Annotated in this window: 28 protein-coding genes; 14 read left to right on the forward strand and 14 right to left on the reverse strand. The window is 71.4% G+C overall.

Annotated features, from left to right (window positions below):
* Positions 1 to 124: 124 nt before the first annotated feature.
* Entirely contained in the window at positions 125 to 841 is a 717-nt protein-coding gene (locus ABT340_RS01750) for a maleylpyruvate isomerase family mycothiol-dependent enzyme (RefSeq protein WP_352008719.1), read from the forward strand.
* 40 nt (positions 842 to 881) lie between these two features.
* On the opposite strand, the gene ABT340_RS01755 is transcribed toward ABT340_RS01750, so the two are convergent.
* The 3 genes from ABT340_RS01755 to ABT340_RS01765 are packed head-to-tail and all read right to left on the reverse strand — an operon-like array spanning position 882 to position 3375.
* Positions 882 to 1325 carry a cytidine/deoxycytidylate deaminase family protein gene (locus ABT340_RS01755; protein ID WP_352008720.1) on the reverse strand — a complete coding sequence of 148 codons (444 nt, stop codon included), beginning with the start codon at positions 1323 to 1325 and terminating at the stop codon, positions 882 to 884.
* Positions 1326 to 1381: 56 nt separating this feature from the next.
* Complete coding sequence (locus tag ABT340_RS01760; RefSeq protein ID WP_352008721.1) at positions 1382 to 2062, reverse strand: response regulator; 681 nt, start codon at positions 2060 to 2062, stop codon at positions 1382 to 1384.
* The gene (locus tag ABT340_RS01765; protein ID WP_352008722.1) at positions 2035 to 3375 is read right to left on the reverse strand and encodes a sensor histidine kinase; all 1341 of its coding nucleotides are present in this window, start codon (positions 3373 to 3375) and stop codon (positions 2035 to 2037) included. The genes ABT340_RS01760 and ABT340_RS01765 overlap by 28 nt, the downstream gene beginning before the upstream one ends.
* Positions 3376 to 3560: 185 nt before the next feature.
* Here ABT340_RS01765 and ABT340_RS01770 point away from each other — a divergent pair, with 185 nt between their 5' ends.
* Positions 3561 to 4433: a CPBP family intramembrane glutamic endopeptidase gene (locus tag ABT340_RS01770; RefSeq protein WP_352008723.1), complete on the forward strand. Its 873-nt coding sequence runs from the start codon at positions 3561 to 3563 to the stop codon at positions 4431 to 4433.
* 128 nt (positions 4434 to 4561) lie between these two features.
* On the forward strand, positions 4562 to 4948 hold the full coding sequence (locus tag ABT340_RS01775; protein ID WP_352008724.1) for a hypothetical protein: 387 nt from the start codon (positions 4562 to 4564) through the stop codon (positions 4946 to 4948).
* Positions 4949 to 4966: 18 nt separating this feature from the next.
* On the opposite strand, the gene ABT340_RS01780 is transcribed toward ABT340_RS01775, so the two are convergent.
* Complete coding sequence (locus ABT340_RS01780; RefSeq protein ID WP_352008725.1) at positions 4967 to 5344, reverse strand: hypothetical protein; 378 nt, start codon at positions 5342 to 5344, stop codon at positions 4967 to 4969.
* 312 nt (positions 5345 to 5656) lie between these two features.
* Here ABT340_RS01780 and ABT340_RS01785 point away from each other — a divergent pair, with 312 nt between their 5' ends.
* A complete protein-coding gene (locus ABT340_RS01785) occupies positions 5657 to 6322 on the forward strand; it encodes an AIM24 family protein (RefSeq protein ID WP_352008726.1) in 666 nt (221 codons plus the stop codon).
* Between the two features lie 27 nt (positions 6323 to 6349).
* Here the strand turns inward: ABT340_RS01785 and ABT340_RS01790 are convergent, their stop codons facing one another.
* Both ABT340_RS01790 and ABT340_RS01795 read right to left on the reverse strand, forming a co-directional pair.
* On the reverse strand, positions 6350 to 7789 hold the full coding sequence (locus ABT340_RS01790; protein WP_352008727.1) for a hypothetical protein: 1440 nt from the start codon (positions 7787 to 7789) through the stop codon (positions 6350 to 6352).
* 202 nt (positions 7790 to 7991) lie between these two features.
* Positions 7992 to 8951, reverse strand: a complete 960-nt coding sequence (locus ABT340_RS01795) for a LysR family transcriptional regulator (RefSeq protein ID WP_352008728.1) — start codon at positions 8949 to 8951, stop codon at positions 7992 to 7994.
* Positions 8952 to 9435: 484 nt separating this feature from the next.
* On the opposite strand from ABT340_RS01795, the gene ABT340_RS01800 reads away from it, so the two are divergent.
* Positions 9436 to 9678, forward strand: a complete 243-nt coding sequence (locus tag ABT340_RS01800; protein WP_352008729.1) for a helix-turn-helix domain-containing protein — start codon at positions 9436 to 9438, stop codon at positions 9676 to 9678.
* 36 nt (positions 9679 to 9714) lie between these two features.
* Here ABT340_RS01800 and ABT340_RS01805 read toward each other — a convergent pair whose 3' ends face one another.
* The gene (locus tag ABT340_RS01805; RefSeq protein ID WP_352008730.1) at positions 9715 to 10536 is read right to left on the reverse strand and encodes a patatin-like phospholipase family protein; all 822 of its coding nucleotides are present in this window, start codon (positions 10534 to 10536) and stop codon (positions 9715 to 9717) included.
* 164 nt (positions 10537 to 10700) lie between these two features.
* On the opposite strand from ABT340_RS01805, the gene soxR reads away from it, so the two are divergent.
* Positions 10701 to 11177 (forward strand): redox-sensitive transcriptional activator SoxR, encoded by a 477-nt coding sequence (gene soxR / locus ABT340_RS01810; protein WP_352009444.1) that lies wholly within the window; start codon positions 10701 to 10703, stop codon positions 11175 to 11177.
* A gap of 9 nt (positions 11178 to 11186) precedes the next feature.
* On the opposite strand, the gene ABT340_RS01815 is transcribed toward soxR, so the two are convergent.
* Together ABT340_RS01815 and ABT340_RS01820 are read right to left on the reverse strand one after the other, a co-directional pair.
* A complete protein-coding gene (locus ABT340_RS01815; RefSeq protein WP_352008731.1) occupies positions 11187 to 12065 on the reverse strand; it encodes a sugar phosphate isomerase/epimerase family protein in 879 nt (292 codons plus the stop codon).
* Between the two features lie 3 nt (positions 12066 to 12068).
* Entirely contained in the window at positions 12069 to 12989 is a 921-nt protein-coding gene (locus tag ABT340_RS01820) for a phosphotriesterase family protein (protein ID WP_352008732.1), read from the reverse strand.
* Positions 12990 to 13148: 159 nt separating this feature from the next.
* Here ABT340_RS01820 and ABT340_RS01825 point away from each other — a divergent pair, with 159 nt between their 5' ends.
* The 3 genes from ABT340_RS01825 to ABT340_RS01835 all read left to right on the forward strand — a co-directional run bounded on the left by ABT340_RS01825 (position 13149) and on the right by ABT340_RS01835 (position 15270).
* The gene (locus ABT340_RS01825) at positions 13149 to 13541 is read left to right on the forward strand and encodes a VOC family protein (protein WP_352008733.1); all 393 of its coding nucleotides are present in this window, start codon (positions 13149 to 13151) and stop codon (positions 13539 to 13541) included.
* A 63-nt stretch (positions 13542 to 13604) separates the two neighbouring features.
* Positions 13605 to 14084, forward strand: coding sequence for a TIGR02611 family protein (locus ABT340_RS01830; RefSeq protein WP_352008734.1), 480 nt, complete (start codon positions 13605 to 13607; stop codon positions 14082 to 14084).
* Positions 14085 to 14319: 235 nt separating this feature from the next.
* Positions 14320 to 15270: a TolB family protein gene (locus tag ABT340_RS01835; RefSeq protein ID WP_352008735.1), complete on the forward strand. Its 951-nt coding sequence runs from the start codon at positions 14320 to 14322 to the stop codon at positions 15268 to 15270.
* Positions 15271 to 15373: 103 nt separating this feature from the next.
* Here the strand turns inward: ABT340_RS01835 and ABT340_RS01840 are convergent, their stop codons facing one another.
* A complete protein-coding gene (locus tag ABT340_RS01840) occupies positions 15374 to 15694 on the reverse strand; it encodes a GroES family chaperonin (RefSeq protein WP_352008736.1) in 321 nt (106 codons plus the stop codon).
* Between the two features lie 117 nt (positions 15695 to 15811).
* On the opposite strand from ABT340_RS01840, the gene ABT340_RS01845 reads away from it, so the two are divergent.
* Positions 15812 to 17419: a DUF885 domain-containing protein gene (locus ABT340_RS01845; RefSeq protein WP_352008737.1), complete on the forward strand. Its 1608-nt coding sequence runs from the start codon at positions 15812 to 15814 to the stop codon at positions 17417 to 17419.
* A 49-nt stretch (positions 17420 to 17468) separates the two neighbouring features.
* On the opposite strand, the gene ABT340_RS01850 is transcribed toward ABT340_RS01845, so the two are convergent.
* Positions 17469 to 17804 (reverse strand): rhodanese-like domain-containing protein, encoded by a 336-nt coding sequence (locus ABT340_RS01850; RefSeq protein WP_352008738.1) that lies wholly within the window; start codon positions 17802 to 17804, stop codon positions 17469 to 17471.
* A 104-nt stretch (positions 17805 to 17908) separates the two neighbouring features.
* Between ABT340_RS01850 and ABT340_RS01855 the strand changes: the two genes are divergently transcribed.
* Positions 17909 to 18469 (forward strand): TetR/AcrR family transcriptional regulator, encoded by a 561-nt coding sequence (locus tag ABT340_RS01855; RefSeq protein ID WP_352009445.1) that lies wholly within the window; start codon positions 17909 to 17911, stop codon positions 18467 to 18469.
* 71 nt (positions 18470 to 18540) lie between these two features.
* Here ABT340_RS01855 and ABT340_RS01860 read toward each other — a convergent pair whose 3' ends face one another.
* Positions 18541 to 20931, reverse strand: a complete 2391-nt coding sequence (locus tag ABT340_RS01860) for a helicase-associated domain-containing protein (protein ID WP_352008739.1) — start codon at positions 20929 to 20931, stop codon at positions 18541 to 18543.
* A 334-nt stretch (positions 20932 to 21265) separates the two neighbouring features.
* Complete coding sequence (locus ABT340_RS01865; RefSeq protein ID WP_352008740.1) at positions 21266 to 21784, reverse strand: ATP-binding protein; 519 nt, start codon at positions 21782 to 21784, stop codon at positions 21266 to 21268.
* A gap of 182 nt (positions 21785 to 21966) precedes the next feature.
* Here ABT340_RS01865 and ABT340_RS01870 point away from each other — a divergent pair, with 182 nt between their 5' ends.
* Positions 21967 to 22827: a Sco1979 family transcriptional regulator gene (locus ABT340_RS01870; protein ID WP_502992425.1), complete on the forward strand. Its 861-nt coding sequence runs from the start codon at positions 21967 to 21969 to the stop codon at positions 22825 to 22827.
* The gene (locus tag ABT340_RS01875; protein WP_184715044.1) at positions 22828 to 23064 is read left to right on the forward strand and encodes a DUF397 domain-containing protein; all 237 of its coding nucleotides are present in this window, start codon (positions 22828 to 22830) and stop codon (positions 23062 to 23064) included.
* Positions 23065 to 23431: 367 nt separating this feature from the next.
* Here the strand turns inward: ABT340_RS01875 and ABT340_RS01880 are convergent, their stop codons facing one another.
* Positions 23432 to 24013 (reverse strand): histidine phosphatase family protein, encoded by a 582-nt coding sequence (locus ABT340_RS01880; protein ID WP_352008741.1) that lies wholly within the window; start codon positions 24011 to 24013, stop codon positions 23432 to 23434.
* Between the two features lie 96 nt (positions 24014 to 24109).
* On the opposite strand from ABT340_RS01880, the gene ABT340_RS01885 reads away from it, so the two are divergent.
* A complete protein-coding gene (locus ABT340_RS01885) occupies positions 24110 to 24973 on the forward strand; it encodes a Gfo/Idh/MocA family protein (protein WP_352008742.1) in 864 nt (287 codons plus the stop codon).
* The last annotated feature ends 268 nt before the right edge of the window (positions 24974 to 25241 follow it).

The raw sequence follows: 25241 nt of genomic DNA on the forward strand, positions 1-25241 counted from the left end.
CCAAGCCCTGGCACGGAACCGGGCACCCGGCCGTGAGCGGCGTGACCACAGGCATCACCACAGGTGCTGACCTGCGGTGATGCCGCCTGTTGCCCCTCGCGCCGGGCGGGGTATCGCTCATGACATGAGCTCATCACCCAAGGATCCCCTGCCGGATCTCGACCCCTTCGACATCTTCGACACCGAGGCGGCCCGCCTCGACCGGTACTTCTCCGGACTCGACGAGGAGGGCTGGAACCGCCCCTCCCGCGCGGCGGGCTGGTCGGTGCGCGACGTCCTCGGGCACCTGGCGGGGGAGGAGCTGTACAACCACGCCTGCCTCGACGACGACCTCGACGGGTTCTCGGCGATGCTCAGGCGCGAGGGGGTCGAGGGCGGGTTCAACGCCTTCAACGACTGGTGCGTGCGCCGCCGCAGGGACCTGCCCGTCGAGGAGGTGCTCCAGGAGTGGCGCGAGGCCAACGGCGAGACCCGCGCGCGCATGCGGGCACTCGGCCGGGAGGCGTCGCTGCCGACCCTGGCCGGGCCGTACCCCGTCGGGCTGCAGACCTTCCACTACGACTCCGAGTACGCCACCCACGCCGACGACGTCGGGGCGCCCGTCTCGGAGGAGGAGGCCGACGACCGGGCCTGGTGGCGGGCCAGGGTCGCGGTCTTCGTGCTCGCCGAGCAGGGCTCGCAGGCCCAGGTCGAGCCGACCGCGGAACGGATCTGGGTGTACGCCTACGGCACGGCCACCCAGCTGCCCGTACCGATCTTCGTCGAGGCGACCGTCGGCAGGCTCCCCGACGACTACCCGATCGACCGCAAGGTCAGAGCCGCCCTGCGCTGCCTGGCCTGACCCCGCGGCCCCTCCGGCAGGCCGTACGGCTCGCCCGTCCTCAGGACGCCAGGAGGTGCGCGTTCGGCCTGCGCGCGGCCTCGGCCAGCCCCGGGATCTCCAGCACCGTGACGCCCGCCGCGGTGAGTTCCTCGGCGCCGCGGCAGTCGACGAACAGCAGGGGCTCCCGCCAGGCCAGCACGACCCGCCGCACCCCGCTGCCGATGATCAGCGTGCTGCAGGGCACCGGGCGGGAGTGGCGCACGCTGCACGGCTCCAGGCTGCTGTAGACGGTCGCGCCGGGCAGCCGGGGGTCACCGGGGGAGACCCTGGAGAGCGCGACCTCCTCGGCGTGCAGGTGGGGGCCGGTCTCCCGGGAGTGCCCCCTGGCGATCTCCACGCCGTCCGCGCCGACCACCACGGCGCCGACCGAGAAGGCGGTCGAGGAGGGCGGGCAGAGCCCGGCCAGGTCACACGCGAGCCGCAGCCACTCGTGGTCGTCCAACTCTCCCCCTCCGGTGGAACCCGTCCCCGCAACGCTACCGGCCCTGTCCGTGGTGCTCAGGTTCCCGGGTGGTCCTCCTGGCTCCTGAGGTAGGCCAGCACCGCGAGGACCCTGCGGTTGGTCCCCTCGTCCGGCGGGAGTGAGAGCTTGGCGAGGATGTTGCCGACGTGTTTGCCCACGCCCGTCTCCGAGATGGACATCATCCTGGCGATCGCGGTGTTCGAGTGGCCCTCCGCGACGAGCGCCAGGACCTCGCGCTCACGCTCGGACAGTGCCGAGAGCGGGTCGTGGTGGCGGCGCAACAACCTGCGCACGACGTACGGATCGACCACGGTGCCGCCGTCGGCCACCTGGCGCAGTACGGCGGCGAACTCCTCGACGTCGACGATCCGGTCCTTCAGCAGGTAGCCGATCCCCCTGCCCTCCCCGGAGTCGATGAGCTCGTAGGCGTAACTCTGCTCGACGTACTGGCTGAGCGCGACCACCGCCAGCCCGGGACGGGCGCGGCGCAGCTCGACGGCGGCGCGCAGCCCCTCGTCGGTGAAGCCGGGAGGCATCCGGATGTCGGTCACCACCAGGTCGGGGGAGTGCTCGGCGACGGCGGCCACGAGCGCCTCGGCGTCGCCGACCCCGGCGACGACCTCGAAGCCGAACCTGGCGAGCAGCCCGGCGAGCCCCTCCCGCAGGAGCACGGCGTCCTCGGCGACGACTACTCGGACGGGTCGTTCTGACCGCAAGGGATCTCCACACGTAGCAGGGTCGGTCCGCCGGGCGGGCTGGACATCAGCATTCTGCCGCCGGCGACGGAGACCCGGTCCGCCAGGCCGGTCAGACCGGTTCCCTCCTGCGGGTCCGCCCCGCCCCGGCCGTCGTCGGAGATCTCGACCACGAGGAGGCCGCCCGGCGCGCTCGCGGTGAGGGCGGCGCGCGTGGCGCCGCTGTGCCTGGCGATGTTGGTCAGCGCCTCCGCCGCCACGAAGTAGGCCGTCCCCTCGACGTGGGCGGGCAGCCGTTCCGGAAGGTCGGCGCGGACGGTCACCGGCACCGGGCAGCGGTCGGCGAGTTCGTCGAAGGCGGCGGCGAGCCCCTGGTCGGACAGTACCCGGGGGTGGATGCCGTGGATGAGCTCCCGCAACTCGGCCATGAACTGTTTCGCCTGGCCGTGGGCCTGCGCCATGGCCTCGGCGGCGGGGGAGCCGGGCGGGACGTCGAGCCTGGCCATGCCGATCTGCAGGGTGAGGCCGACGAGCCGTTGCTGGGCGCCGTCGTGCAGGTCGCGCTCGATGCGCCGCCGTTCGGCCTCGAAGGCGTCGACCAGCCGCGCGCGGGAGCGTGAGACCTGCACCAGCTGGGCGCGCAGCCGTTCGCCGGGGCCGCCCTGGAGCAGCGCCCGCGCGAGCGCCGCCTGCGCGCCCGCGAGCACCGCGATCGGGTAGGGCAGCAGCGGCAGCAGCACCAGGCCGGCCAACGCGTACGGCAGCGCCTCACCGAGGCCGCCGACCTCGGTGAAGCCCAGGGAGACCGGGTCCATCTCCCCGGCCACCAGGAAGGGGGCGGTCAGGAACGAGACCGTCAGCAGCGCCAGCAGCAGTACGACGGCGTAGACCACGGGCCCGGCCGTGGCGAGCAGGAGGGCGTAACCCAGCTCGCGCCAGGTCGCCGCCTCGGTGTAACGGGTCCGCAGCCACGGCCACGCCCCCGGCGCGGGCGGCGCGCGGTGCCCGGAGACCAGCGGCGGGGAGCCGACCATGCGTGTGCGCAGCCGTTCGACCCTGGCCAGGGCGGTCGCCACGACCGGCCAGAGGGCCACGAGCCCGGCGCCGAGCAGGATGAGCGCGACGGCGGAACCGGGGGACAGCGGCCGCCCGCGCGCCTGCCGCAGCAGCACCAGGCCCCACGGCCACGCGAGCGCCCCCAGCGCCAGCACGGCCCCCGCCGTCAGCGGAATCCCGGTCAGCAGGTAGCCCGCGGAGCGCCACGGCCAGCCCGTGGCCAGGAAACGGCGGTCGGTGACCGCCTCAAGCGGGGTTCTCGGTTCTCGGGACGGCACGCGCCCCACGCTAGCCCGCTGGCTCGTCCCGTCCCATCCGTCTGGCGGTAGTTCCCGGGTACGGCCGGCCACCCCCGGATCGGGTGTTCCGGCGTAGTGACCGTGGCCCGGGGCGGGTGATGTGCTGACGCGGCGTCCGGGACGGTCCCGGATGTGAACGGAAACGAGAGAAAGGCGGAACGGCGGTGGCGTGGAAGGACAGGGGCGTGCTCGCCTACCTGCTCATCACCTTCGGGGTCTCCTGGGCGGGGATGTTCGCCGTACGGCTGCTGCTGGGGATGTCCCTGGCAGACCCGCTGGCGCAGTTGTCGATGGCCTTCGTCCCGGCGATCGCGGCGTTCGTCGTACGCCGCTGGGTGACAGGGGAGGGGTTCGGCGACGCGGGCCTGGCGCTCCGGCTGCGAAGTGCCTGGCCCTACTACCTGGCCGCCTGGTTCGGCCCGCCCGCGCTGGTGGTCATGTCCGCCGGGATCGCCGCGGCCACGGGACTGGCCGACCCGAGCCTGGCGTCGTTCGACGACGTGCTTCCCGGCCTGCCGGGGTGGGCCTTCCTGCTGCTGCTGGTCGGCCTGATCCCCCTGCTGTCCCCCCTGTACTGGGGGGAGGAGTTCGGCTGGACCGGCTACCTGCGGCTGCGCCTTTTTCCCGGCCGCCCGGTGCTGGCCTCCGTCGTGACCGGCCTCATCTGGGGCGCCTGGCACTACCCCCTGGCCTTCCTCGGGTACGTCGAGTACGCCGACGTCGTGGCCGGGCTGCTGATCTGGACCGTCTCCTTCCAGTTCCAGGAGATCCTTCTCGGCTGGCTCCGCCAGCGCAGCGGCAGCATCTGGCCGTCGAGCCTGGCGCACGCGGGCAACAACATGGTCCTGTTCCTGCTGGTCGGCATGTTGCTGGGGAAGGAGGGCGCGCGGTTCGGCGGTTCGGCGACCGACCTGATCGTGATGGGCCCGCTCGTCCTGGCCTCGATCCTGGTCGTCGTCGGCGGGCGGGGGAGGCGCTCCCCGAGGAACGCCGTCACCGGGAGCGGCAGGGCCGCAGGAGCCGTCGGGGCCGGCTGACCGGACGGCGGTTCACGGCGGCCCCAGCCGGTGTCTCACGCCCCGGAAGTGTTCTTTGCCATGCGCCCGTTACTGTGGATTGAGAGCTGGTCACAGAGGGATGTCATGACTGGTCACAGGGGGGCGCCATGAAACGCATCATCGCCGTCACGGCTCTTGTCATGGTCACCACGGTCGGGCTCGTCGTCACCGGGACCGGCACCGGGACCGCGGCGCGGGCGCTGCCGAAGGACAACGGCAGGACACCGGTGAGCCGGTCACAGTACGAGACGCTCCTCAACCAGTGCTCCTACGCCGCGACGGCGCGGCGCAGGGCCGAGTGCCGGGACACGGTCAGGCAGGACTACCGGGCGGGCGGCGAGGAGAACCCGGACCTGGACTGCCGTGAGTACTCCGGGGTCTCCGTGTGCGGCAGGTTGCGGCTGAGCCCCGCCGAGCGGGCGTGCGTGCGGGACTCGGTCGCCAAGGGGTTGACCTACCGCCGCGCCGAGGTCGAGTGCTACGCGTTCACCTGACGGGCGGCCGGGGCCCGGTCAGGGCTTCCACTCCTCCTTCCAGCCGGGACGCAGGCGGTAGCCGTACGCCGTCTCGGTGAGCGCCTCGGTGAGCACCTCGTCGCGGATGGCGGCGACGGCCAGGGCGTGCGCCTCACCCGCGGTGAGGCTCTCGCCCTCGCGGATGCGGCCTTCGAGCCCGTCGAGGACGGCCCGGTTCCTGGTGAACATCTCGACGATCCTGATCTTCGCCTCGCTGTTCGAGCGGATGTGGTCGATGAACCCTCGGCCGCTTCCCGGGCCGAGGGTCCTCTCCCCGAGGGTGGCGACGAGGTCGGTCTCCGCGGCGAGGGCTTCGGCTCCGGCGACCTCGCGCCTGATGGTGTGGAACAGCCAGCCCGCGATCTCGGCGGTCACGTCATCTCCTTGGACATGCGCTGCCCCGGCGGCAGTCGCGATTATTTACGATCATTAATCGCAATTCCGGTCCTGTCGACAGGGGGCGGGTCGCCCACCGTCACGGCAGGACGGGCCCGGCGGGACGGGCCGATGGCCGGTCTTCGCCACCCGCCCGTCCGGACTCGCTCACGAGGCGGTAGCGTAACGACCAGATGTAGTGATTTTTCGGTGATTCGCCTGATGGTTGGGCATTTTGGGCTCGGGGGGAACTCCTCTGTCGTCCCACGCGTCATTCCGGTGTGAATCCCCCGACACCGAGAGGCATCGCCTGTGCGTAGCTCGTTCTTCGGAAACCTCGACCAGGGGCAGGTTCCCGGTCACTTCGCCCTGCAGAACGCCAAGATGCTGCGGGTGCACCTGAACGGGGAGGTTCTGGCCCGGCAGGGGTCGATGGTCGCCTTCCAGGGGCAGATGGACTTCGACTACGAGGGCGGCGGCGTGGGCCGCCTGCTGAAGAAGATGGTCACCGGGGAGGGCGCGCCCCTGATGCGCGTGCGGGGCCAGGGCCTGCTCTTCCTGGCCGACAACGCCGACGACGTCCACCTGTTCTACCTGGAGAACGAGGCGATCACCGTCAACGGCAGGAACCTGCTGGCCTTCGATCCGCAACTCACCTGGGACATCCAGCGGGTGCAGGGCGCGGGCATCGCCACCGGCGGTCTGTTCAACACCACCGTCCAGGGCACCGGGTGGGTGGCCGTGACCGCGCACGGGGCTCCGGTCCTGCTCGACGCCTCCCGTATGCCCACCTACGCCGACAGCCAGTCCGCGGTGTGCTGGAGCACGGGTCTGCGCGTCGGCGTCAACCGCACCTTCAAGGCCTCGGCGCTCATCGGGCGCGGCAGCGGCGAGGCGGTCCAGCTCGCCTTCCAGGGGCAGGGGTTCGTCCTGGTCCAGGCGAGCGAGGGCCCGATCGTCCCGCAGAACGGCGGCTGACACCCCGGCGGGAGATCCCGGCCGGGGTCACCGGGGCGGCGCGGGACGGGCGGCGCGCCGGAAGAAGGCCGCGATCGCGTAGGGGTCGACCGGGTCGGTGAGCAGGGCGAGCATCTCCTCCCGGCGTGCCGGGTCCACCTTGAAGGGATGGCCGAACACGTGCGGCCCGGTCCCGTCGTCCAGCAGCCTGGTCAGCATCAGGTCGCCCGGACGCGCCTGGGAGGGCAGCAGTTCGTCGGCCAGCGTGACCGGCCGCCCGGCCTCGTCCGCCGCGTCGCGCAGGGTGATCCGGTCGTCGTGGACGCCCAGCACCTCCCACAGGCGCAGCGGCGTCCCGCGCCACGAATCGAGCAGCCGGACCTCGTCCTCGCGCAGCCACTCGCCCCGCGCGTCGAGGAACTCGCCGACGACGTCGTTCTCGAACAGCGCCAGGTCGGCCAGGGCGGGCTCGGCGACCCGGACGCTCAACCCGACCAGGTCGTCGATCAGGCGGCGCCTGGCCGGGCGGTCTCCGTAGGCCAGCAGGCCGCGGAACAGGTGCGCGGCCCGCGCGGGCAGCGGATCACCCGGGTCGGTACGGCACGCGGCGTACTCGGCCGCGTCCCGCTCGGCGGGAGCCAGCCCCGGCGACAGCGCCAGCACCTCGGCGATGATCCCGGACGCCTCGAACGAGCGGCCCTCGCCCTCGGCCGATCTGGCGGCCAGCAGCAGCGCCGCGGGGTCGGTGCGCGGCAGGGCCTCGACGAGCCGCGCGGGCAGCGGCTCCCGTTCGACCTCGTCGGCGATCCTGGTGAGCACCGCCGCCGAGCGGCCCAGGTAGGTCAGCGCCCGCGACAGGTCGGCGCCCTCCCCGTAGGTGCGCAGCGCGCTGCGCACCAGGGCCAGCCTGACGACGTCGAGCGGGGCGAGGTCGGCGACGGAGTCAGGCTCCCACGGCGCGCCCACGATGCCGACCCGGCCGCCCCGGACCTCCAGCGAGGCGCCGTTCAGCAGCGGGGCGAGCGGCGGCAGCGGATCGGCGAACGTCTCGGGGTCCTTGGCCAGCAGACCGAGGACCGCGACGTCGATCGAGACCCCGGGGCTCGGCTCAAGTCCCTCGGCGAAGGCGCGAAGCGCCTCGAAGGCCCGCTGGGCGAACTCCTCGGTGACCCGGACCGCCCGCTCGGCGGAGAACCCGGCCAGCGTCGTGGTGGACAGCTCGAACCCGCCCCCGCGCAGACGCAGCGCGACCACCTCCTCCGGCCGCACCGCCGAGAGCCAGCCCTCAGGCCCGGTGAGGTACGGCTCGCCGGCCTCGACCACGGTGCGCACCGTGCCGCCCCCCGCGAGCGGCAGCCCGTCGCCGTCGGCGAGACGGGCCCACAGCCGCAGGTCGTCCACGGCCCGCAGCGTGCCGTCCGTCAGCTCGGCCCTGGTGGCCAGGTGCGTCAGCACCGCGCCCTCGCTCAGCGTAAGAAGCTCACTCACCCGTCCATTGTTCTCGACGTTCCCGATCCGCCGCACCGGGCCCCGGCCGGGGCCGGAACGTCAGGACGCCGCCGTCCCTTCGGAAAGGGGCGGCGGCGTTCGGGGACGGGGGGTCGGGACCCGGCCGTTCTGGCCGGGCGGGTGGTGAACGCGGGGGGTACGGGTTCTCCGCGGGCTCCGCGCCGGATGTCTCATCGTCGCGTCACGGAGAGGTGCCGAAACGCGGGTTGTCGGCGAGCCACGCGGCGTAGCGGACGCTCTGCCGTACCGCGTCGGCGTGGGCCGCCTTGGCGTGCTCGACGATCGAGGCGGCGGCTCGCGCACCCGGGCCTTCCGGATGCCAGCCGAGCAGTTGCCGCCACCGCAGCGGCGCGTCCACGAGCGGTACCAGCGCCACTCCCGGTGTCGGCTGGAAGGTCGCCTGGCACAGCACGACCGCGCGGCCGACCTTGGCCAGGTGCATGCATGTCGCCACGTCCGTCTCGTAGATGGTCTGCGGCGTGAAGCCCGCGCGGGCGCACGCCGTGGCGAAGCAGTCCCCGAAGCAACTGTCACCCGGGGTGACCGCCCAGCTCTCGCCTGCCAGTTCGGCCAGTGTCACCTCCTTCCGATCCACGAGGGGATGGTCCTCGTTGAGCAGGACGAAGACCGGGTCCATGCCCACGGTCAGCCACACCACCGGTCCCTCGACCGGCGGGGCGCTCTCCCCGCAGGCGCCGATGAGCGCGAAGTCGATCCGGCCGAGCATCACCATCGTGGTCAGCTCCCTGGCCGACCACGAGGTGTACGTGCTGACCGGTGTCGACGGCCACGCCCTGGCGAGCCGGTCGACCAGCCCGCCGAGAATGGGACCGTTGGTGGCTCCCAGCCGGTAACGGGGGATGTCACCGGTGGCGTTGGCGAAGCGGACCGCCTCCTCCTGGAGTTCCCTGGCGGCCGGCAACAAGACCATCGCCCTGGACAACACCAGTTCCCCGAGAGGTGTGGGCCGCGCACCGTTGTGGTCGCGTTCGAAAAGAGCTCCCCCGAGCACTCGCTCAATCCGTTTGAGCTGCGCGGTCAGCGCGGGCTGTGCCAGCCCGAGATGGCTGGCAGCTTTGGTGACGCTCCCGGCCTCTGCGACCGCGCGCACGATCCTGAGGTGTCGGAGCTCGAGATCCATACCGGGAAGGTAAGGCTAAGACGTTATGGCCGCAATGCAAACCGTGTCACGAAATCTGACTCAATTTCGTGAAAGCGCTCCAATGAGAAGGGAACAAGGAATGCCGAGAGGTGCGGCGCAGGCGGGACGGGGCAGGTGGAGGCCCGTGACAACGGGAGCCGATCCACGCGGTCCCACCGGGGAAGACCTGCTCCGAGAGCCCTGTCATCCGCACGTTACTCGCAATGGGACGTTTATGCACGCATCGGGCGAAGTGTCGATAGATCACACCAGAGAAACACGAACATGAATATCTCCGTCGCCATACGGGCCGGGGCGTAGGCCGTACACGACGCCGCGGGTCCCGGCCAGGGCTCCTGGAAGGCCCGCAGGGGGCCCGCAGGGGGCCGTGGAAAGGCTTTCGGGGATCACCCGGAGTAACACGCCCGAAAGGGGTGAGACAAGGTCCTGGGGCCGTAAGCCGATCCGGGAAGGAGAGCGGAGCATGAGCGAGGAACGACAGGCGGACGTCCAGGCGCTGTCCACGACCGACACCCGCGTCTACGAGGCGGTGGCCGTGCTCGCGGTCGACACCAGGACCGCGAGCGTCGAGGAGATCGTCCACGCCACCGGCCTGCCGGAGCAGGCCGTACGGCACAGCGTCGAGACCCTCACCAGGGCGGGCTGGCTGACGGCCGACGGCGGGTCCTACGCCATCGGCCGTCACGACTGGAGCGTCGAGCGCTGACCTCCCGGACGGGTCCGCGCCCGCCGGGCCGTACGGTCAGGACCGCCAGACCTTGGCCACGACCTCGGCGACGTCGGGGGCCTGGGCGAGGCCCGCGGCGAAGGCCGGTCGCCACAGGGTGGGGTTGAGGATGTCGATCCCGAAGACGGAGATCGCCGCCTGGTCGGGTGCCACGTGGGCGACCGCCGCGTCCCCGAGCGTGGTGACCTCCGCCTCGAAGCGCTCCCTGGTCTCCAGATGCGCCAGCGGCTCGACGACGACCACCGCGGAGCTGCCCGCGGCCAGGTCGGCGTTGGTCACCGAGCGGACTCCGCCGTCCATGTAGTGGCGCCCGCCGATCTCCACGGGCGGGAACACGCACGGCACGGCGCAGCTCGACGCGACGGCCGAGGACAGCGGGACACCCGAGTGACGGTCCCAGACCACGAACCCGCCGGTCGCGGTGTCGACCGCGGTGACCAGCAGCCGGCGCTCCGGCCACTCCTGCACGGGCAGCCGCCTGCCGATCTCCTCGGTCCTGGCCCCGGTGTCCCCGGTGCCGAGGGCGAGCGCGCCGACCCGCCGCCTGGCCTCCTCCGGGTCGAGGGAGGAGTCGTGGAGCAGGCCGAAGACGGTCATCACCGCCTCGGGGTCGACCTGCGGGGACGCGGCGGGCTCGGCCTCCGCCTGCGCGACGACCGCCTCCTCCAGGTCGACGCCGGTGGTCATGAGGGTCCCCACGACCGATCCGGCGGACGTGCCGATCACGAGATCGGCCTCACCCAGGTCAAGGCCCGCCCGCCGCAGGCCGGTCACGATGCCCGCCTCCCACGCGATTCCCGCGATTCCTCCGCCGCCAAGCACCAGTGCTCTCGTCATGTCCCCATTGTCGCGGTCGCGGGGAGTGTCCGCCCGAGTCGCGCATCCCCGACCGGTTCGAGCCCCCGGGAGGACGATCCACGCCGGATGGGGAAAGGTCGTGATTCCAGCGCGCAACCTCAATCAAGGTGAAGGTCGCGTTAGAGTGGAATGTGTCCGCGAACATGGAGCTCACCGTCGGCCAGCTCGCCTCGCGCAGCGGGGTCGCCGTCTCCGCCCTTCACTTCTACGAGGCCAGAGGCCTGATCAGCAGCCGCCGTACGGCCGGCAACCAGCGCCGTTTCAGCCGTGACACGCTGCGCAGGATCGCCTTCATCCGGGTCTCGCAGCGGGTCGGCATCCCGCTGAGGACGATCCAGGACGCGTTGTCGGCCCTGCCGGACGAGCGCACCCCGACCCGCGACGACTGGGCCAGGCTCTCGGCGGCCTGGCAGAGCGAGCTGGACGACCGCATCAGGCAGCTGCAGTTGCTCAGGGACGGCCTGACCGACTGCATCGGCTGCGGCTGCCTGTCCCTCGACCGCTGCGCGCTGATCAACCCCGACGACAAGGCGGCGGCCGGCGGCCCCGGCTCACGGCTGATGCTGCGCCCACGGGAGTGCCCGGTGGACTGCGACCCGCCGAAGGCCGGGGTCGCCTGAGGACCGTCCTCAGAGGCCGTGCGCGCTCAGCCAGAGCCGGTTGGCGCGCTGGTCGGCCATGGCGCGTCCGACGTCCTGGCCGGGGCCGGGCGCGTCCTGCTCGACGACCAGCCAGCCCTCGTAGTCGCGCAGCTCGCGCAGGACACCCGCGAGGTCGACCTCGCCCGCCCCGAGCGGGGGGAAGGCGTCGCCCGCGATGACCGCGGCCAGGTCGCCGCCTGCGGCCCGCGCCCGGTCGCGGGCCCGCCTGCTGGCGTCCTTCAGGTGGACCTGCCTGATCCGGTCGCCCCACAGCCGCAGCGCGGTCACGGGGTCACCTCCGGCGAGCCAGAAGTGGCCGGTGTCCAGGCAGATCGAGACGTCGGTGAGGTCGAGCAGCCTCTCGACCTCCTCGGGGGTCTCCACGAGAGTGCCCAGGTGGTGGTGGAAGACGGGTTCGAGACCGCGGTCCCGGCAGCGGTCGGCGGCCTCCTGCACCCGTGAGGCGAAGTCGGCCCACGCCTCGCCGGGCAGGCCGGGGGCGACACCCTGGGCGAACCGCCTGCGGTGCGGCGGACAGGCCAGGGTCAGGCGGGGGGCGAAGCGCGGGTCGGCCACCGGAACGCTCGCGAAGATCGCCAGCGCCGTGTACAGCCCGGCCAGTCCGGCGGCGAAGGCGTCCTCGTCGTCGTAACGCAGGTCCACCTGGCCGCCCGCCAGGCCCATCCCGGTCCTGGCCAGCCGGTCGAGCAGTCCGCCGCCGGTGCCCAGGTAGCCGATCGGCCCCGAGTCGATTCCCTCGTAACCGGCCTCAGCCAGCCCGTCGAGCAGGAGGTCGGGGCTCGGTGTACCGCCCCCTGCCCGGTTGATCCCGAAGTTGACGGGCGCGTTCGCGACCTTGATCGACATGGCCTATGTCGTGCAGGTCAGCCAGCGGAGGGGGTTGTCATGGGTGATCATGCGGATGGCGCCCTCACCGATGCCCGCCTCGCGGAGCCTGGGCAGGAGGGTGCGGAACAGGTGGCTGTAGCCGGCGCCGCCGTACCGCTCGATCTCGGAGACCCTGGACAGGCCGCTGCTGAGCAGCAGCCTGGAGGCGTAGCCGTCCTCGATGAGGTCGAGGGCGTCCCGCAGCCGGTCGCCGCCCATGGAGGTGAGACAGACGTAACCGCCCGACTCGACGACCTTGTGCGCGGTCATGGGGTCGGTGCCCGCGTCGGCGACGCTGATCCGGTGCGCGGGGACCCCCTCGGACAGGAGGATCTCCAGCAGGGGCAGGCCACCGCGCTCGGAGACGGCCAGGGGCAGGCCGGAGGCCAGGGAGGCCCTGGCGGCGGCGACCGCGAACCGCTCCTCGGCGGGGGTCGGCTCCTCGTCCCAGGAGCCGATCTCGCCGATCACCCCGGGACGGGAACCGGTCCCGTCGAGGCCGTTGTCGATCTCGTCCATCAGGTGGGCGGTGAGCGTGTCCACGTCGGCGGTCAACGCCCACGGCGGGCTGAACGGCCCGGCGAAGAAGCCGGTTCCGGCGATCACGGACACCCGGCTGCACGCCGAGATCCTGGACAGGGTCGCGGCGTCGCGACCGGTTCCGATGGAACTGAGCTCGACCACCAGGCCGAGCCCGTCGGACCTGCGCAGTTCGCGCAGCTCCACGGAGGCCGCGTCCTCCTCGTCCAGCCAGCGGTGCGGGTCGGACGGGACACCCGCCGCCCAACGCAGGTCGGCACGAAGGCGCTCGCGGGGCAGGACCGAACCGGTGATGGCGGACACGGCGCAGGGGCCGCTCACGGTCCTCACACTGACGGTCTTGACAAGGGGAGCCTCAGACATGGACGGACATTAACCCACTTTTGGGGCTAAAATCACCCAATTCACCAGGGTTTTTACCTTTGACTTGTCAGGGCCGTTTCGGGGTCTCGTCATCCCCAAGGGCGCGTAACGCCCGGTCGCGGCCGGAAAACGTCGGTCACCCCGGCTAGGGTCCCTCCCATGATCGCGACCTCACCGGAAACCCCGCTCTCCGCCGTCGGCCGGATGGTCCTGCCCGTCGGCGACCTCGACGTGGCGCTCTCCTTCTATCGCGACGTCCTCGGCTTCGCCGTGCTCCACGACCGGACCGACGACGGCTACCGCTACCTGCACGTCGGGCTGCCGGGGCAGGAGCCGGTCGGGGTGTGGCTCATGCCCGCCGCCGGCCGGGAGCGGGCACCCGGCGGCAGGCCGTCGCTCGTGCTCTACACCACCGACCTCGGTCGCCTCTCCCGGCGCCTGGGTGAGTACGGCGTGCGGGTGTGGAACGAGCGGGAGGACGCCGAGAGCCGTTCGCTGCACCTGGCCGATCCTGACGGCAACACGCTGATCGTCGCCGAGCTCAAGAACTGAGGATTGAGCGCGATCCACTCGAAGGCGCCTATTCTTTGACGAAACCAACGTCCAGGGGATCGAGTGGCCACTTCCAACGGGATGCATGACGAACGCGACGCCTCCGGGCGTCCGTCCGAGACCGGAGACGCCGACGTCCTGAAGGACGAGGCGGCCCGGCGTTCGGGCATTCACGGCTGGCTCGACGGTGTCAGGTCCACCAGAACCGGCCGCCTCACCCTCAAGATCGTCATCGGGGTCATCGGATCGGTGCTGGTCGTCGCCGGCCTCATCATGGTGCCCTTCCCCGGGCCCGGCTGGCTGGTCGTCTTCGCGGGCCTGGCCGTGCTGGCGACGGAGTTCCACTGGGCGCACCGCCTGCTGCAGTTCGGCAGGCGGACGCTGGCCGCCTGGACCGCCTGGCTCGGGCGCCAGGGCTGGACGGTCAAGATCCTGGTGGTCCTGGCCGCCGCCGTGACCGCGACGGTGATCGTCTACTACGGTCTGAGGCTCAGCCTTCACATCGACCTGATCGCCGAGGCGCGCGCCTTCCTGAGCCGCTGACCTCCGGCCACGCTCACGGTACACGCCCGGCCGGACGGGGATGGCGACGATCAGCCCCGCCCGGCCCGCGTGTCTCCGATTTCTCCCGTTCCCCATTGGAATCACCCCCAACCATCCTCTTCTTGGTCCTCTTTGGGCGAATCCCAGCAGTCCGTTCCCGAAGGCCGCCCTTGTCAGGGAAACCGATTCGGTATAGATCACAAACTATGAGTAGCTCCCGCCCTAGGCTGCGCCCGTGCCTGTGACTCCTGGAATCAACAAAACGCTCGGTGGCGCTGTCATCGCGGCATGCCTGACCGTGCTCGCCCCGTCCGCGGCCCACGCCGCCCTGCCGGCGGACGTCACCCTGCCCGACACCGGGGTGACCGTCAGGGAGAGCTCCGCGGACCCGCTAACGGTTTCCTCCTACACCCTCGGCAATCTCGCCTACCTGCGCAGAGGTGAGGCGTTCGCCAAGCAGAAGGGGTACCAGGAGATCACGGTGGCGCCGGGCGGGACCAAGGCGCTCGCGGTGCCCAGCTCCTACAGCTCGGGGCACGACTCGGTGCTGCTGGCCGACCTGGTCTCGGAGAAGGCCGTCAAGATCCAGACGGTGCAGAAGCCGTTCGTCGCCCACTTCGCCCACTGGTCCCGCGACGGCCGCAAGGTGGTCCTGACCGTCCAGCGCAAGGCGGCCGGAGGCTGGACGACGACCGGGTTCGTGATCGTCGACGTGGCCGCGAAGACCGCCCGCACCGTGACCGTCTCCGGGGTCGACCCCGCCGCCACGTTCCGCTGGACCCCGGACAACGCCCAGCTGGTCGCCGCCCACCAGGGTGGCGTCCGCTTCTACGGCCAGGACGGCACGGCCAGGCGCACCCTGGCCAAGACCGGCGCCCCGGGCGGAGGAGAGGACGTCTTCTCCCCCTCAGGCAAGGGGCTGATGACCTGGTGCCCGGCGAGCTACGCCGAGGACGTCTGCGTCTGGGACCGCAGCTCGGGCAAGATCGCGGTCAAGGTGAAGGGCGTCAAGCCGAAGGCCCTGCTCGGCTGGTGGGACGAGCGCAGCTTCGTGGCCGTCCTGCCCGGCTCCGGCGTCTACAAGGTCGTGGTCGTGGACGTCAAGGGCAAGGGCCTGCGGGTCCTGGCCGACGTCTCGGCGCGCGACTGGAACAGGAAGATCTATCTGAGCTACACCCGTAGCTGACCGCTCCGCCGGGCGCCGCCTCGCGGTGCCCGGCCGTACGGGACCGTCCCGGGACGCATGGGCGCCGTCCGGCGGGTCATGGAGGCGCGGCGCGCCTGATGGCTCAGAGGTACAGGCCGGTGCCGTTGTCGGTCTGCGGAGTGGCGATGGCGTGCAGGTCGCGCTCGCGCATGACGAGATAGAGCTGCCCGTGCACCTCGACCTCGTACTGCTCCTCGGGGTTGAACAGGACCTTGTCGCCGACCTTGACGGAACGGGCGTTCGCCCCCGCGCCGCAGACCTCACCCCAGACCAGCCGGTTGGCCATCTTCACCGTCGCGGGAATGACGATGCCCGCGGTGCTGCGGCGCTCCTCTGACTCCTGCTCGATCTTGACCATGACACGGTCGTGGAGCATCTGAATCTCGAATTTCGGGTCACCCACAGTAGAAGCTTATGGGAACGGCGCCCCCGGGCCACCGGTGATCCGGCGGACCCGTCAGGCGCAGGGCCCAGGCGAGCCTTGAAGTTCCCCGAGGGGCCGAAAGTAGGATTTTCCGCTATGACGTCCTCTGAGCTCGTGAACGACTTCGTCGCCTGGCACCTGGAGAGCAACCCCGTCCAGGCCACCCTGCTGGGGGCCGAGGGCTACGACCGGACCCTCGGCGACCTCTCCGAGGCGGGCTTCCTGGCCAGGGAGGGAGAGTCCCGGCGCTGGCTCGAACGCCTCGCCAGGGCCCCCCAGGAGGAGGGGTTCGAGGAGGAGATCGACCGCGAACTCGTCGTCTCGACGCTGCGGGGCGCCCTGGCGTACGAGGACTGGCCGACCTGGCGGCGTGACCCCGCGGTCTACGTGGGCACGGTCTTCGGCTCGATGTTCAGCCCGTTCCTGCAGCGCCTGGCGCCCGAGGCCGAGCTGGTCGAGGCGGCGGTGGCCCGGCTGGCCGAGGTCCCCGGCGTCCTGGCCGCCTGCCGGGCCAACCTCGACCCGGCGCTGGCCTCCGAGCTGCTGGTCAGGCGGGGGCTCGGTCAGGCGCGCACCGCGCGTAACTTCCTCACCGTGACGGTCCCCGGCCTGGTCGAGGACGAACGGCTGCGCGCCCGCCTGGCCGAGGCGGCGGAGCCCGCCGCCGCGGCCTTCGACGACCTGGTCGTCTTCCTTGAGGGCTTCCGGGCGGGCGGCACCTGGCGGATGGGGGAGGAGCTGTACTCCAGGCTGCTGTACGAGCGGGAGACACTGGGGTACGGCGCGGCCGAACTGCTCAAGCGCGGTCAGGAGGCCTACGAGGAACTGGACGCGCAGATGCGGGAGGTCGCGCTTCGGCTGCCCGGCGGCACCGAAGACTGGCACGCGGCCGTCACCGCGCTCCAGGACGACCACGCGCCGACCCTTGAGGACATGCGGGCCGAGTACGAGGCCGAGACCGAGCGGGCCAGGCGGTTCGTGCGCGAACGCGGCCTGGTGACGTTCGCGGAGGGGGAGGAGTGCCGCGTCGTGCCCTCTCCGGAGTTCCAGCGGCCCATCCTCGCCGTCGCCTCCTATCTGCAGCCTCCGCCGCTGTCCGCCTCCCGGATCGGGCACTTCTTCGTGCCCTTCACCCCCGACTCCTTCACCGGGGAGCAGGTCCGCCAGCGGCTGCGCACGAACGCCAGGGCGCAGATGCCCTCCATCGCCGTCCACGAGGCCTACCCCGGTCACCACTGGCACCTGTCCTGGGTGGCGGGCAGCCCCCGCCGGGTCCGCAAGCTGTTCCGCACGCCGTACTTCGTCGAGGGCTGGGGCCTGTACGTGGAGAAGGTCATGCGGGAGCAGGGCTACTTCACCACGGCGGCCCAGGAGCTCGCCCATCTGGACTTCCGGCTCTTCAGGGCGGCCCGCATCATCGTGGACACCTCGCTGCACTGCGGTGACATGACCGTCGAGGAGGCCGAGGAGTTCATGACGACGAGGTCCACGCTCACCCCGGGGACCGCCAAGGGCGAGGTGGACCGCTACTGCGCCTGGCCCACCCAGGCGCCGTCCTACCTGACGGGCGCCCTGGAGATCGACCGCATCCGGGACGACTACCTGGCCGCGGGACGGGGTGACCTGCGCGCCTTCCACGACAGGCTGGCGGGTTCCGGCGGCCTCCCCCTCGGCCTGGCCCGCAGGGTCGCCCTGGAGGGGTAGGACGTCGGCCGGGTCCTCGGCGAGGCAGGGGATCCGGCCGACGTGGGTGTCAGGCGGGCAGGCCGGACTCGATGGGCAGGCCCGCCTCGGCCCAGTCCTGGATGCCCTCGCGGTACTTGCGGACGTGGGTGTAGCCGAGCGCGGTCAGTCGCCTGGCCACCGCCTCGCTGTTGCCGCAGGAGGGGTTGGAGCAGTAGGTGACGATGGCGGCGTCCTTGTCGGGGAGCAGCCCGGCGGCGCGCTCGGCGACCTCGCTCTCGACCAGGGCGATCGCCCCCGGCAGGTGCTGCTGCGCGTAGTACTCGCCGCCGAGGGTGTCCAGAACGATTACGGAACCCGCCTCGATCGCGGTCCTCAGCTCGTCGCGGGTGATCAACTGGGTCATGACCGGCCTCTCGAAGGATAAATGGACTATAGTCCGTTTGTGTGAACAGGAGAGAAATTAGCGGACCGCAGTCCGCTTCGTCAAACGAGCCGCTGCGCGTGCTGATGGGCGAGCCGCCCAGGGAACGCGCCGACGCCGCGCGCAACCGTACGAAGGTGCTGGCCGCCGCGGCGCGGCTGTTCCGCGAACGAGGTGTGGACGGCGTCTCGATGGACGCGGTCGCGGCCGAGGCGGGCGTGGGCAAGGGGACGCTGTTCCGCAGGTTCGGCGACAGGTCGGGCCTGGCCGTCGCGCTCCTCGACGAACGGGAACGCGAACTGCAGGAGGCGATCCTGGCCGGTCCCGCACCCCTCGGGCCCGGCGCGCGGGCCGCCGAACGGCTGACCGCGTTCGTCGAGGCCTACCTCGACTATCTGCTGGCCCACCTCGACCTGGTCAGGATGTCGGAGACCGCGAGTCCCGGCGCCCGCTACCGCATCGGCGCCTACCGGTTCTGGCACCGGCACGTGGCGATCCTGCTCGCCGAGGCCCGTCCCGGCTGCGACGCCGACCCCCTGGCCCACGCCCTGCTCGCGCCGCTGGCCGCCGAGCACATGACGGCCCTGGTCGCCGAGTACGGCCCGGCGCGCGCCAGAAAGGCCGTGCGCGCGCTCGTCACGGGGTGAGAATCGTGCAGCCGAACGTGCAGGCGAACGTGCAGATGCCCGATTCGCCCTGGACTGTCGGAGAAGCGGTGTCAGACGTAGGTGCCGCGGACCTCGACGATGTCGGCGAGCGGGAACTCCAGATAGTCGCCGGCCTCCTCGCACCAGGCGTCCAGTGTCCCACCGCGCAGCTCACCGTGGCTGATGGTCGCGGTCAGTCCGTCGGCCAGCGTGATCGCGGCCCGCACGCCCCGGTCGACCACGAAACCGAGCAGCGACTGCTGGGCGGTGGGCAGGCGGGAGGCCATGCGGCCGATCACCGCCCACGTCCTGCCGTTGCCCCGGGCGCCGTCCCCGGTGGCCAGCAGCCGTCTGGCGTGCTCACCCGGGTCCGGCGGGGTGTCGAGGACCGGGTAGGGCGGTTGCTCGAACTCGGCCACCCGCCCCCCGGGCAGCAGGATCAGCCGCCCGCCCTGGGGCTCCTCGATCCGGGCACGGCGGACGGTGATCTCCCCGGTGTCCTCGACCGGGACCGGGGCGTAACCGTTCTCCCGCAGCGCGGCCAGGGTCTTGGCCGCGGGCACGGAGCTGGCGAGCACGGTCGGCGCGAGCAGCCTGAGCCCCAGCCTGCCCAGCCGCCGGTGACCGGCGATCTCGGCCAGCAGCACCGGGTCGGAGGCCTGGACGATGCAGGCGACCGTGGTCACGGTGACCTCGCCGTGCCGCCTGGCGATGTCGCGCACGAGATAGTCGAGCGGCTGCGGCACCGTGCCGACCTCGGCGAGATCGGCCAGCAGGTCGTCGGCGGAACATCCGGCGTCCATCGCCCGCCGTATGCTCGCCGGGCTGAAGCGCCACACGGAGGCGGCGCCCCTGGACTCGCGGTCGGCGGTCCGGTCGAGCAGTTCGGCCAGTTCGGCGGAGGGGGGACCCGTCACCACGGCGGTCAGGTCGGCGCCGAACAGCGCGCTGCGCCGTACGCTGGCCAGGGCCCTGATCGAGCACTCGGCCAGGAGCGGGTCGTTCTCGACGAGCGGCACCGAGTCGTCGTTCTCGTCACCGGCCGTCTGCAACGCGGCCAGCGCGCGCCCCAGGTCGGTGATCGTGTCGTAGGCGACCAGGCCGAGCATCCTGGCCTCCTCAAGCGCGGCGGGGGCGCACTCACCCAGCAGCGGGCGTTCGAGCAGCGGGGCGTGCCAATGGGCCGCCTCGACGAGCCCGGCCTGGTCTGCGCACGCCGTACTGGCGGGCAGGCGGGCCAGCACGCCCAGCACCGCCCGTCTGGCGCGGGCGACCATGATCCCCGCGGGGTCGTCGCCGAGCACCGTGCCGTATCTGCCGTCGATCCGGCGCAGCGACGAGCGTTCCATGCGCCACCAGGCGGCGAGCAGCACCCGGAGCCTGGCCGCCGCGTCGTCCAGCCGCCAGCGGTCGAACTTCTCGGTCGGCACCAGGCCGCCCGCCGTGTCGTCCCAGGCCAGCAGCCGGGCGACCGCGCAGATCTCCAGCAGCAGCCGGGTCTCGTCCTCGTCGCAGCCGATGTCCTTGGCCAGCCTGCGCACCTCGCGTACGCCGACCCCGCCCGCCTTCAGCAGCGGCAACGGGATCTTCGCGGTGTTCTCCAGCATCGCGGCGCAGCGTTCGACCACGTGGGGCGCCGCCAGGGTCATCAGGTGGTCGACGGCCTCGGGGTCGACGGGGACGGTCGCCAGGTCGGGCGGGACGGGGGTGAACGGGGGGTGGTAGTCGGCCCCGCGCAGCGCGAGCGCCACCTCTCTGGGCATCTCGGCGGTGTTCCAGCTCGGCCGGAAGAGCAGGCCGTGGTCGCCCGCCCACTTCTCCGGGGAGCCGGGGACCACGAACCGGCCGCCGTCGACGCCACGGGACGGGCCGTCCCAGGCGAACTCGTCGAGCAGTCTCCTGGCTCCCTCGGGAGCCCGTTCCAGCAGGGCGGCGAGGCGGCCCGGGTCGGAGAGCACCTCGATGATCTTGATGACCGTCTGGCGCTTCTGGCCGTTGGGCAGGCCGAGGGCCCTGGCCAGCGCGCGCAGGGCGTCGGCGCTGACGGTCCACGAGTTCAGGTAGTGGGCCAGCGATTCGCCGAGGCCGCACGGGGCCGTCCAGCAGCGGGCCAGGCCCCCGGCGAGCCGGATGCGTCCCTCGTCGTCGGGCCAGGCCAGGGCGTGGTCGGACAGCAGGTCGATCCAGGGGGCGGTCTCGGCCTCCGAGACGCCCATGAACCCGGCCAGTGTCTCAAGGTCGACGCGGTCGCCCAGGGCCAGGGCCGCCTGCGCGACCTCGAAGGAGGGCAGTGGAAGAGCGCGCATGACCGCGGAGATCGCGGATCCGTTGCCCAGCCGCTGCGCCAGGGTGTCGAGGCGCCGCGGCCACGGTGCGGCGATGGCGTCCGGCCGGTTGGCCAGGATTCGGGTGAGCCGTTCTTCGTCGAGGGTCTTCAACCAGCCGAGCAGGTGATCGTCCATCTCGCAGCTCTCTGCAGGAATCTCACACGGGGACTCTCCGTGAGCCATGAACATCCACGGTAATGCAGAGGGCGTCGCCAGGGGACGCACCGCGCAGAATGCGACAGGTTCACAGGATGTTCACCGTGTCACCGCCAGGTCAGCACATGGTCACCGCCAGGTCACCGTCGGGCCGGCGGTGGATCGGCGACGGGCGGGAGGCCGGGATCGGCACGGGTTTGGCCGGTCCCGGGGCCGCTCGCGGGGGTGCGTCACGGGCCCGGGACCGGCCGGCGCCAATGAGGGAAGAGGCGGCGCCGTCCGGGATGGTCTTGGCGGGGGTACGACGGGGGCGTCAGCCGAGGACGGCCCAGACGATCTTGCCGTAGGGGGCCAGGGGAGCCCAGCCCCAGCGCACGCTCAGCGACTCGACGATGTGCAGTCCGAGCCCGCCGATGTCCAGGGGTGACGGATCGCGCAGCGCGGGAAAACCCGATCCCGGGTCGTTGAGCGCACAGGTGACCAGACCTCCCCGGCGTAGCAACGAGAGCCTGATGGGTTCCTTGGCGCGTGACTCGGCCAGGCGCAGGCCGTGTCTGAAGGCGTTGGTGGCCAGCTCGGAGACGATGAGCTCCATGTTCTCGACCAGGTCGGTGAGCTTCCAGCCGGTGAGTGTCCCCGTGGCGAAGCTGCGGGCGGAGTGCACCGACTCCGCCTGCGGGGGAAGCACGAAGGTGGCGCTCGCCATGGCCGCTGATCCGGAGAGGAGATCGCGTGCCGTATCGGGCCACCAGCCGACGGGGGGCCACCAGTCGAGCGCCGTCCAGGAGGTCCGGGAGAGCGCGGTGTGGGCGGACTGCACAGCGATCATCATGGTGCAAACTCCCGTGCAGGTGCAAGAGCGAATGCACGTGCATAAGGTGCGTGCAACCGCTACGGTTACCCATGAAATCGGCAATCGGACAGAAAGGGGATCTTGTCCGCGGCTGGGAAATCTTGGGCCGCGAAGTGACAGACTGTCGATCAGGAAAGCGAGCGAGGAGCAACCACGTGTCCATGGACCCGCCCGGTACCGGTTCCACCGTTCGGCGCATCATGCTCGGCGCAAGCCTGCGTCGCCTGCGTGAGGAGAAGGGGCTTCCCCGTGAGGTGGCCGGATTCCACATCCGGGCCTCGGAGTCCAAGATCAGCCGGATGGAACTGGGTCGCGTCGGTTTCAAGACACGAGACGTGGAAGACCTGCTCACCCTGTACGGCGTGCTCGACGACGCAGAACGGCGCGGCCTGCTGGAGATGGTCCGCGAGGCGAACACCCCCGGCTGGTGGCACAAGTACGGCGATCTCCTGCCGAACTGGTTCACCACCTACGTGGGGCTGGAGGAGGCGGCGAACGTGATCCGCACCTACGAGGTGCAGTTCGTTCCCGGCCTGCTGCAGACGGCGGCCTACGCGCGCACCGTGATCCGGTTGGGCTACCCGGACGTGCCGGAGGCGGAGATCGAGCGTCGTGTGCATATGCGCATGCAGCGTCAGGAGCGCCTGACGAAGAAGGACGGCCCCCGCCTGTGGGCCGTCATCGACGAGGCGGCCCTGAAGCGCCCTATCGGAGGACGGGAGATCATGCGCGAACAGCTCCAGCACCTGCTGGAGGTGGCCGCGCTGACCAACATCACCATCCAGGTGATGCCCTTCCGCTTCGGCATGCACGCGGCCGAGGGTGGTGCGTTCAGCATCTTGCGGTTTCCCGAGTCCGACCTGTCGGACGTCGTTTATGTCGAGCAGCTCTGGGGTGCCCTCTACCTGGACAAACGTGAGGACATTGATCCATACCTCACGGCCATGGAGCAGCTGTGCGTGGAAAGCACCACGCCTGGGGGCACCGCCGAGATCCTCGGCGACCTTCTCAGAGAGATCTAAATGAACCACACCTACAACGGCATGCCCGCCACGGACCTGGCCGGGGCGAGTTGGCGTAAGAGTCGTCACAGCAACTCGACGGGCAACTGCGTCGAGCTGGCGGAACTGCCCGACGGCAGTATCGCGGTCCGGAACTCCCGCTTTCCCGGGGGTCCGGCACTGATTTACACCCGCGACGAGATCCGTGCGCTGGTGCTCGGGGTGAAAGACGGGGAGTTCGACAGCCTTACGGTGTAACGCCGTTTTCACATCGGGGCGAGTGGTTAACCTCGCCGTGTCGATGACGTAACCCGGGGAGCGGGTCGGCGGGGAAGAGTGTGAGCCAACAGCGAATGGGGGCTCAAGCCATGCTCGACCGGATGACCCTGTATCCCGTGGCCGACGACGTGCTGTTCGCACCAGGCGGTCGCGTCGTGATCCGCACATATGGTGTCGCCTCGCAGGCCACAGGCGACGGTGCGACCACTCCGGTGTCCTACCGCACATGGGTCACCGGAGTACGCGACCAGCCCTGCCACTGGAGATGGAGGCACTGCGAGGAGGCCCGCGCGGGCCACCAGGAAGTGCTGATGTGGTTGACGGGCCGCGGACCGCGGCCCGGCTCTCAGACGGGGGCGTTCCAGGTGAGCGCCACCGGTTCGCCGTGTTCGAAGCCCAGCCGGGAGTAGGTCCCGGTGTCCAGGCGGAACAGGCGGCCGTCCCGCGCGGGAAGTCCCAGCCAGCGGGCGCACAGCACCCGCAGCAGGTGACCGTGCGCCACCACGGCGACCGTGCCGTCCGCGGCGCGGGCCCGGGAGATCACCCGGTCGGCGCGCTCCGCGACCTCCTGCGCGCTCTCACCGGGATGCTCGGCGTCCCCGGGGACGACCCCGTCGCGCCACAGGTACCAGCCGGGGCGCGTGCGCCGGATGTCCACGGTCGTGATGCCCTCGTAGCCGCCGTAGTCCCACTCCCACAGGTCCGGGTCGACCTCGTAATCCGTCAGTCCGGCCAGCTCCGCCGTACGGCGGGCCCGCGACGCGGGGCTGACCAGGGTCAGCCCGAAGGACCTGCCCCCGACCAGCGGAGCGAGCGCCCGCGCCTGCTCCTCACCTCTGGGGGTCAGCGGCAGGTCGGTACGTCCCGTGTGACGCCCGTCCCTGCTCCACTCGGTCTCACCGTGCCGCAGCAGAATCATCTCGTCCATATGTGATCCATCATGCCGGTACGGCCTCCTGGTTCTGGTGGGGTGGGTCCCTGATGAGCGCGCGACCGGCGGAAGGGGTCGTGAGAAGCTGGGGCCGTGACGATATCTGTGGGTTTGGTGGGCGCGGGGCCGTGGGCGGAGATGGTGCACGCACCGGTTCTCGCGGCCGGACCGGACACGCGCCTGGTCGGTGTGTGGGCGCGGCGCCCCGAGGCCGCGGCCCGGTTCGGGGTCCCGGTCTACGAGCGGATCGAGGAACTGTTCGACAACTGCGAGGCGGTCGCCTTCTCCGTGCCGCCCGCCGTACAGGCCGAGCTGGGGGTGCTCGCCGCGCGGGCGGGCAAGGCGCTGCTGCTGGAGAAGCCACTCGCCGCCGACCTCGACGGGGCCAGACGGCTCGCCGAGGCGGTCGCCGAGGCAGGCGTGCCCTCCCAGATGGTCCTGACCTGGCGTTACTCCGCGGCGACCAGGGCCTTCCTGGCCAGGGTCTCGGCCATCGAGCCCTTCGGCGGCAACGCGGTCAGTGTCTCCGGCTCCATGCTGGGCGGCGACTTCGCCACCCCCTGGCGACTCGAACGAGGCGCGATCCTCGACATCGGCCCGCACATGATCGACATGTTGGACGCCGCGCTCGGCCGGATCACCGGCGTGCGCGCCCACGGCAACCCGCGCGGCTGGGTCGGCCTGCTGCTCGAACACGAGACGGGCGCGGTCAGCGAGGCGTCGCTGTGCATGAGCGTTCCCGGCGAGACGCCGCCCTCCAGGGTCGACGTGTACGGCAGGCTCGGCAGCGAGCACCTCGACGGGAACCGCCTCGGCTCCGACTCGTTCGCCGTCATGCTCTCCGAGTTCGCCGAGACCGTCGCCCGCGGCGGCGGCCATCCCCTTGACGCGGCACACGGCCTACGCCTCCAGGAGGTGATCGCCGAGGCCGAACGGGAGCTGGAGGATCAGGCTTGACTGTGTCTCTTTGCTCCGCCTGGCGGCGTCGCGGGCTTGGGCGCTTCGGGTCGGTGTCTTCCCTCGTCACTGCGTCGCTGCGCTCCTGCGTTCCTCAGTCCAGACACCGACGCGCCCAAGCCGGCACTCCTCATGCACGGCACCGGGTTCGCGGATGTTGGGAGGGCGGGCTTGACGGAGGAGAGGATCGGGGGGATTGATAGCGTTGGTTTGTTGCACAGCGTGTAGCGAAGTCCGGTGTGAGCCCGGCGCTGTCCCGCAACTGTCA

The sequence above is a fragment of the Streptosporangium sp. NPDC000239 genome, assembly GCF_040300765.1.
In the GTDB taxonomy this organism is placed as follows: Bacteria; Actinomycetota; Actinomycetes; order Streptosporangiales; family Streptosporangiaceae; genus Streptosporangium.